General features: G+C 75.9%; 4 protein-coding genes. 2 read left to right on the top strand and 2 right to left on the bottom strand.

Features of this window, described 5'->3' with window-relative positions:
• Positions 1 to 31: 31 nt before the first annotated feature.
• Together ABZ452_RS29785 and ABZ452_RS29780 are read left to right on the top strand one after the other, a co-directional pair.
• Positions 32 to 3,343 (top strand): beta-ketoacyl synthase N-terminal-like domain-containing protein, encoded by a 3,312-nt coding sequence (locus ABZ452_RS29785; RefSeq protein ID WP_357949919.1) that lies wholly within the window; start codon positions 32 to 34, stop codon positions 3,341 to 3,343.
• Positions 3,340 to 4,860 (top strand): FAD-dependent monooxygenase, encoded by a 1,521-nt coding sequence (locus ABZ452_RS29780; RefSeq protein WP_357949917.1) that lies wholly within the window; start codon positions 3,340 to 3,342, stop codon positions 4,858 to 4,860. The genes ABZ452_RS29785 and ABZ452_RS29780 overlap by 4 nt, the downstream gene beginning before the upstream one ends.
• A 61-nt stretch (positions 4,861 to 4,921) precedes the next feature.
• Here the strand turns inward: ABZ452_RS29780 and ABZ452_RS29775 are convergent, their stop codons facing one another.
• Together ABZ452_RS29775 and ABZ452_RS29770 are read right to left on the bottom strand one after the other, a co-directional pair.
• A complete protein-coding gene (locus ABZ452_RS29775) occupies positions 4,922 to 6,391 on the bottom strand; it encodes a HAMP domain-containing sensor histidine kinase (protein WP_357949914.1) in 1,470 nt (489 codons plus the stop codon).
• Positions 6,388 to 7,110: a response regulator transcription factor gene (locus ABZ452_RS29770; RefSeq protein ID WP_357949912.1), complete on the bottom strand. Its 723-nt coding sequence runs from the start codon at positions 7,108 to 7,110 to the stop codon at positions 6,388 to 6,390. Before ABZ452_RS29770 ends, ABZ452_RS29775 begins: the two co-directional genes overlap by 4 nt.
• Positions 7,111 to 7,134: the final 24 nt, after the last annotated feature.

Genomic DNA, 7,134 nt, shown 5'->3' with positions numbered 1-7,134 from the left:
CCCTGCCGCAGCTCACGGAAAGTGTGCCGACATGACGAACGAAGAGAAGCTGATCGACTACCTGAAGTGGGTCACGGCTGATCTGCACAAGACCCGCCAGCGGCTGCGCGAGGTCGAGTCGGCCGGCCACGAGCCCATCGCCATCGTGGGGATGGGCTGCCGCTACCCCGGTGGCGTGCGGTCGCCGGAGGACCTGTGGGAGCTGGTCAGCACCGGCACCGACGCGATCGACGAGTTCCCCACCGACCGGGGCTGGAACGTGGCGGAACTCTACGATCCCGACCCGGCGCGGGAGGGGACGAGCTACGCGCGCACCGGCGGCTTCGTCTACGACGCTCACCACTTCGACGCCCGCTTCTTCGGCATCGGGCCGCGCGAGGCGCTGGCGATCGACCCGCAGCAGCGGCTGCTGCTGGAGGCGAGCTGGGAGGCGCTGGAACACGCCGGGCTGAACCCGGACCGGCTGGCCGGCAGCCGCACCGGCGTCTTCGTCGGGGTGATGTACGGGGACTACGGCGCGCGGCTGCGGTTCCTGGCTCCGGCCGGGCTGGAGGGGCAGGTGGGCACCGGCAGCGCCGGCAGCGTGGCGTCCGGGCGGATCTCGTACGAGCTGGGCCTGGAAGGGCCGGCGGTGACGGTGGACACCGCCTGCTCGTCGTCGCTGGTCGCCACCCACCTGGCGGCGCAGGCGCTGCGCGCCGGCGAGTGCACCCTCGCGCTGGCCGGCGGGGTGACCGTGATGGCCACCCCGGGGGTGTTCGTCGAGTTCAGCCGCCAGCGCGGGCTCGCCCCGGACGGCCGCTGCAAGTCGTTCGGCGCCGGCGCGGACGGCGCGGGTTGGGGCGAGGGTGTCGGCCTGCTGGTGCTGGAGAAGCTCTCCGACGCCCGGCGCAACGGCCACCGGGTGCTCGCCGTGATCAGCGGGTCGGCGGTGAACCAGGACGGCGCCAGCAACGGGCTGACCGCCCCGAACGGGCCGTCGCAGGAGCGGCTCATCCGGGCGGCCCTCGCCTCCGCCGGCCTGACCCCGGCGGACGTCGACGCGGTCGAGGCGCACGGCACCGGCACCACCCTCGGCGACCCCATCGAAGCCCAGGCGCTGCTCGCCACGTACGGGCAGAACCGCGACGAGCCGTTGTGGCTCGGTTCGATCAAGTCGAACATCGGGCACACCCAGGCCGCCGCCGGCGTGGCCGGCATCATCAAGATGGTCGAGGCGCTGCGCCACGGGGTGCTGCCGAAGACGCTGCACGCCGAGCAGCCCAGCCCGCACGTCGACTGGAGCAGCGGGGCGGTCGGCCTGCTCACCGAGGCGCGGCCGTGGCCGCAGCGGGAGGGCGCGCCGCGCCGGGCCGCGGTTTCCTCGTTCGGGATCAGCGGCACCAACGCACACCTGATCGTCGAGCAGGCGCCGGCGGACACCCCGGCGGAGGACGCGCCGGACGGCGGGACCGCGCCCGCCGTACCGCTGCCCTGGCTGCTGTCGGCGAAGACGCCGACGGCGCTGCGCGCCCAGGCCGCCCGGCTCGCCGACCACCTCGACCGGCATCCCGGTCTGGACCCGTCGGCGGTGGCGGACACGCTGGCCGGCCGCCGCGCCCTGCATGCGCACCGCGCGGTGGTGATCGCCGACGACCGGACCGAGGCCCGCCAGCGGCTCGGCTTCCTCGCCCGGGGTGAGGCGGCCAGCAGCGTGGTGGTGGGCCGGGCCACCACCGGCGGGAAGCTCGCCTTCCTCTACACCGGACAGGGCGCGCAGCACCCCGGCATGGGCGCCGACCTGTACGAGCGCTTCCCGGTCTTCGCGGCCGCCCTCGACGCCGCCTGCGCGGAGCTGGATCCGCACCTGGACCGGCCGCTGTGGGAGGTGATGTCCGGCCGGCACGGCGACCTGCTCGGCGAGACCACCTACATCCAGCCGGCCCTGTTCGCGTACGAGACCGCCATGCACGCCCTGCTCGCCGGCTTCGGCATCCGCCCGGACCTGCTGATCGGCCACTCCGTCGGGGAGCTGACCGCCGCCCACGTGGCCGGGGTGCTCGACCTGGCCGACGCGGCCCGGCTGATCACCACCCGGGCCCGGCTGATGCACGAGATGCCGGCCGGCGCGATGCTCGCGGTCACCGCGCCCCTGGACCGGGTCGAGCCGGTCCTGGCCGACCACCCCGAGGTGGACCTGGCCGCCCACAACAGCCCGGCCTCGCTGGTCCTCGCCGGCGACCCGGCGGCCCTGGACGCCGTCGCGGCCCGGCTCGCCGAGGACGGCGTGCGGACCCGGCGGCTGCACGTGCCGCACGCCTTCCACTCGGCGCACACCGCGCCGATCCTCGACCGGTTCCGGGAGGTCGCCGCCACGGTGACCTACCACCCGGCACGACTCCCGATCGTCTCCAACCTCACCGGCCAGGTCGCCTCCGACGCGGAACTGTCCGACCCGGACTACTGGACCCGGCACATCCGGCACACCGTCCGGTACACCGACGGCACCGCGGCGCTGCACCGGCTCGGGGCCACCGGGTACGTCGAACTCGGCCCCGACGCCACCCTCACCACCCTCACCCAGGAGTGGCTGCGCGCGCACGCGCCGGACGACTCCCCGCCGCTGGTGCCGCTCGCGGCCCGGCGCAGGCCGGCCGTCCGGACGTTGTTGACCGGGCTGGCCAGGCTGCACGTGGCCGGCGCGCCGGTGGACTGGTCGCCGCTGCGCCCGAGCCGGGCACCGGTGGCGGACCTGCCGACGTACCCGTTCGAACGGGTCCGCTTCTGGCCGGACCAGCCCGCCGCGGCGACCGGCCCGGCCCGCACCGGGGAGGAGGCCGCGTTCTGGACGGCGGTGGAGAACGCCGACACGGCTGCCCTGGCCACCCTCCTGGGCGCGGACGAGGAGGCGCGGGCGGCGTTGCACGCGGTGCTGCCGTCGCTGGCCGGCTGGCACCGCCGACGGTCCGGCCCGTGCGTGCCGGCGGACGCGGCGGCCGGCCCGGTCGAGGAGGCGGACGGCGGCCACGCGCTCGCCGCGCTGCGCGACCGGCTGGCCGCCGCGCCGCCCGGGGAGGAGCACACCGTGCTGCTCGACCTGCTGCGCCGGGAGGCGGCGCTGGTGCTCGGGTACGACGACGCCGAGCCGATCGACCCGGCGGGCAACTTCCTGGAGCTGGGGTTCTCGTCGTTCACCGTGCTGGAGCTGAGCAACCGGCTGGAGGCGCTGGGCCTGCGGCTGGAACCGGCGTTCTTCTACGACCACCCCACCCCGCTGGACCTGGCCCGGCACCTCAGCACCCTGCTGCGCGACGAGACCACCGGATCCGACCGGACACCACAACCGACAGGGAGTTCCTCATGACCGACACCGTCATCATCGCCGGCGCGGGCCCCACCGGCCTGATGCTGGCCCACGAGCTGGCCCTGCAACGGGTGCCGGTGGTCGTGGTCGAGCGGCGGTCGGGGCCGACGGACGCCCTGCCCGGCATGGCCATCAACGCCACCGTCGTCGACCTGTTGCACCAGCGCGGGCTGATGGAGCACGTCGGCGAGTACGGCTTCGAGTTCCCCCGCGCCCACTTCGCGCAGATCTGGCTGGACCCGGTGCGCGTGCCGGGCCGGCACGGCTACAACTTCGTGATCAGCCAGACCAACCTGGTGCGGGTGCTCGCCGAGCGGGCCGCCAAGCAGGGCGCGGAGATCCGCTGGGAGCGGGAGGTGGTCGACCTCGCCCAGGACGCCGCGGGCGTACGGGTCACCGTCCGCGCCCCGGACGGCGGGCAGGACGTGCTCGCGGGCCGCTACCTGGTCGGCTGCGACGGCCCGGACAGCAGCGTCCGGCGGCTGGCGGGGATCGACTTCCCCGGCCAGGACCTGCCGTTCCTCGGCATCGTCGGTGACCTGGAGGTGGGCGAGGACCACCCGCTGCTGGCGTACCTCGGTGCCGGCGAGTTCCCCGGTGGCCTCCTCACGGTCGGCCCGCTGGAGCCCGGCGTGGTACGGATAGCCACCGCCGAGTTCGACCTGCGCCCGCCGGACCGGACCGCACCGGTCACCGTGGACGAGCTGCGTGACAGCATCCGGCGGTTGGACGGCGCGGAACTCGGCGACGCCACACCGCGCTGGCTGGGCCGGTGGGACGCGGCGACCCGGCAGGCCGACCGGTACCGGGAGGGCAACGTGCTGCTCGCCGGCGACGCGGCGCACGTGCACTTCCCGCTGGGCGGGCAGTCGATGAGCACCGGCATCGAGGACGCGGTGAACCTCGGCTGGAAGCTCGCCGCCACGATCCGCGGCCACGCCCCCACCGGGCTGCTCGACACCTACGAGGCGGAGCGGTACCCGGTGGGCGCCCGGGCCGGCCGCACCACGCTGGCCCAGATGGTGCTGCTGCACCCGCTCGGGCACGTCGCTCCGCTGCGCGAGCTGCTGACCGAGATGGTGGAGCTGGACCAGGTCAACGAGTTCCTGGTCAAGCTGGCGTACGCGCTCGACGTGGACTATCAGATCCCGGCCGAGGAGGTGGCCGGCGAGACGCATCCGCTGCTGGGCCGGCGGCTGCCGGACGTGCCGCTGCGGACCGCCGCCGGGGAGACCTCGCTGGCCGAGCTGCTGCACCCCGGCCGGGGAATCCTGCTCGACCTGGGCGGCGAGGCGGAGCCCGTGGCGCTGCCCGGGTGGGCCGACCGGGTCGACGTGGTGGCCGCGGCGGGGTCCGAGGAGATCGACGCGGGCCTGGTGCTGCTCCGCCCGGACGGGCGGGTGGCCTGGGCGCAGCCGGCCGGCGCGGACCGGACGGAACCGACCGAGGGACTGCGGCGCGCCCTCGCCACCTGGTTCGGCCCGGCCGCGACCGCCGTCGCCGCGGTCGGGAGCTGACGGCGGATCCGCTGACCCCCGCCGCGGGGGCGCCGGCAAGGCGCCCGTCCCGTGGCGGGGGTCAGGTCGCCGGCACCGGCAGCACGACCCGGAACGTGGCCCCCTCGCCCGGCACGGTCGCCAGCTCCACCCGGCCGCCGTGCGCGCGCACCAGCGAGTCGACGATCGCGAGCCCCAGCCCGGCGCCCGCGCCGCCGGCCCGGCTGCGCGAGCTGTCCGCGCGGTAGAACCGCTCGAACACCCGCGCCGCCTGCTCGGCGGAGAGCCCCGGTCCCCGGTCGGCGACCTCGATCACCGCCTCGCCGCCGACGGTGCCGACCCCGATGCGCACCGGAGTGCCCGGCGGGGTGTGGGCCACGACGTTGCCGACCAGGTTGAGCACCACCTGGCGCAGGCGGGCCTCGTCCCCCAGCGCCGGTGCGCTGCCGACCGGCCCGCCGCCGGGCCCGGTCAACGTGATCGGCCGCCCGGGGTCGAGCGCGGTCAGATCGTGGCGGGCGTCGGCGGCGAGGGTACGCAGGTCCATCGGCGCCGCCCGCACGGGCAGGCCGTGGTCGCCGCCGTCCCCGGTGGACCGGCCGAGCGACTCGTCCAGCCGGGCGAGCAGGAGCAGGTCCTCCACCAGCCGGGCCAGCCGGCTGGCCTCGGCGGCGATGTGGGCCATGGTCCGGTCCACGTCGGCCGGTTCGGGCAGGCCGCCCATCCGGTAGAGGTCGGTGAAGCCGGTGATCCCGAAGAGCGGGGTCCGCAGCTCGTGGCTGACGTCGGCGACGAACCGGCGCATCCGCGCCTCCGACTCGGCCCGGGCGGTGAACGCCCGTTCGATCTGGCCCAGCATCCCGTTGAGCGCGGCCACCAGCCGCCCCACCTCGGTACGCGGGCCGCCCACCTCCGGCACCCGGCGCGACAGGTGACCGGCGGCGATCGCCGCCGCGGTCTGCTCGACCCGGCGCAGCGGCCGCAGGCTCCCCCGGATGGCCGCCCAGCTGGTCACGGCGAGCAGCACGAGCAGACCCAGCCCGGTCAGCAGGGCGACCCGGCTGCTCTGCCCGACCGTGGCGGTCACGTCGTCCAGCGAGGCGGCGACCGCGACCGTGTCGTGCGGGTCGCCGCCGGCCGGATGCGGCAGCGCCACCACCCGCCAGTCGTGGCCGCCCTGCCGCAGCTCGAACGGGCGGCCGTCCCGGTGGGCCAGCGCCGTCGCCCCGACGGCCGGGGCGCTCCCGCCCGGGCCGAGGGTGACCACCCGGGTGGTCCGGCCACCGCCGTCCAGGTAGATGAGGTGCAGATCCCGGGCCAGGTCCAGCCGGCCGGCACCGACCTGCGCGCCGGCCTCGCCGGCCGGCACCGACGGCAGCCGGGAGACCGCCTGCGCGATCGGTTCCAGCCGCGCGTCGACCTGGCCGACGAGGTGGTCGCGCAGGGTGTGCAGCACCACGCCGCCACCGACCGCCAGCCCGACCGCCAGCAGGGTGACCGTGATCAGCAGCAGTCGGGCGGCCAGCGAGAGCCGCCCCGGCCGGGGGATCACGGCCCGGGCGCGCGCAGCACGTAGCCCACGCCGTGCACCGTCGTGATCAGCTTCGGGCGGCCGGTGTCGAGCTTGCGCCGCAGGTAGCTGATGTAGGTCTCGACGATGCTCAGGTCGCCGCCGAAGTCGTACCGCCAGACGTGGGCGAGGATCTCCGCCTTGGGCACCACCCGGCCGGCGTTGGCCATCAGGTGGTGCAGGAGGCGGAACTCCGTCGGGGACAGGCGGACCGGCCGGCCGCCGCGGGACACCCGCTGCGCGGGCACGTCGAGCTCCAGGTCGCCGACCAGCAGCCGGCCCGGCACGGCAGCGCCGGAGCGGCGCAGCACCGCCCGGATCCGGGCGATCAGCTCGTGCAGGTCGAACGGCTTGGTCACGTAGTCGTCGCCGCCCAGCGTCAAGCCGTTGATCTTGTCTTCGGTGGTGTCCCGGGCGGTGAGGAAGAGCAGCGGCAGGTGCGCGCCGGCGCCCCGGGCACCGGCGCGCAGCCGGCGGGCCACCTCGAACCCGTCGAGGTCGGGCAGCATCACGTCGAGCAGGACCAGGTCCGGCTGCCGGCTGCGCGCCGCCTCGATGGCCTCGGCGCCGGTGGCCACCGACGTCACCTCGAAGCCGGCGAAGCGCAGCGTCGCGGAGAGCAGCTCGCGCAGCGTCGGCTCGTCGTCGACCACCAGCAGCCGTTCCGCCGGCTGGCCGGCGCCGCGCTCCGGCTGGGTCACCCGCACCACCGTCCCGACCGTCGA

This window comes from Micromonospora sp. NPDC005707, from assembly GCF_040631005.1.
Lineage (GTDB): Bacteria > Actinomycetota > Actinomycetes > Mycobacteriales > Micromonosporaceae > Micromonospora.
The sequence above is the reverse complement of the archived record's forward strand: the minus strand, read 5'-3'. Positions and strand labels throughout refer to the sequence as shown.

Coding starts and splice junctions, on each gene's coding strand:
- ABZ452_RS29785 (WP_357949919.1), top strand. CDS start 32: ATGACGAACGAAGAGAAGCTGATCGACTACCTGAAGTGGGTCACGGCT.
- ABZ452_RS29780 (WP_357949917.1), top strand. CDS start 3,340: ATGACCGACACCGTCATCATCGCCGGCGCGGGCCCCACCGGCCTGATG.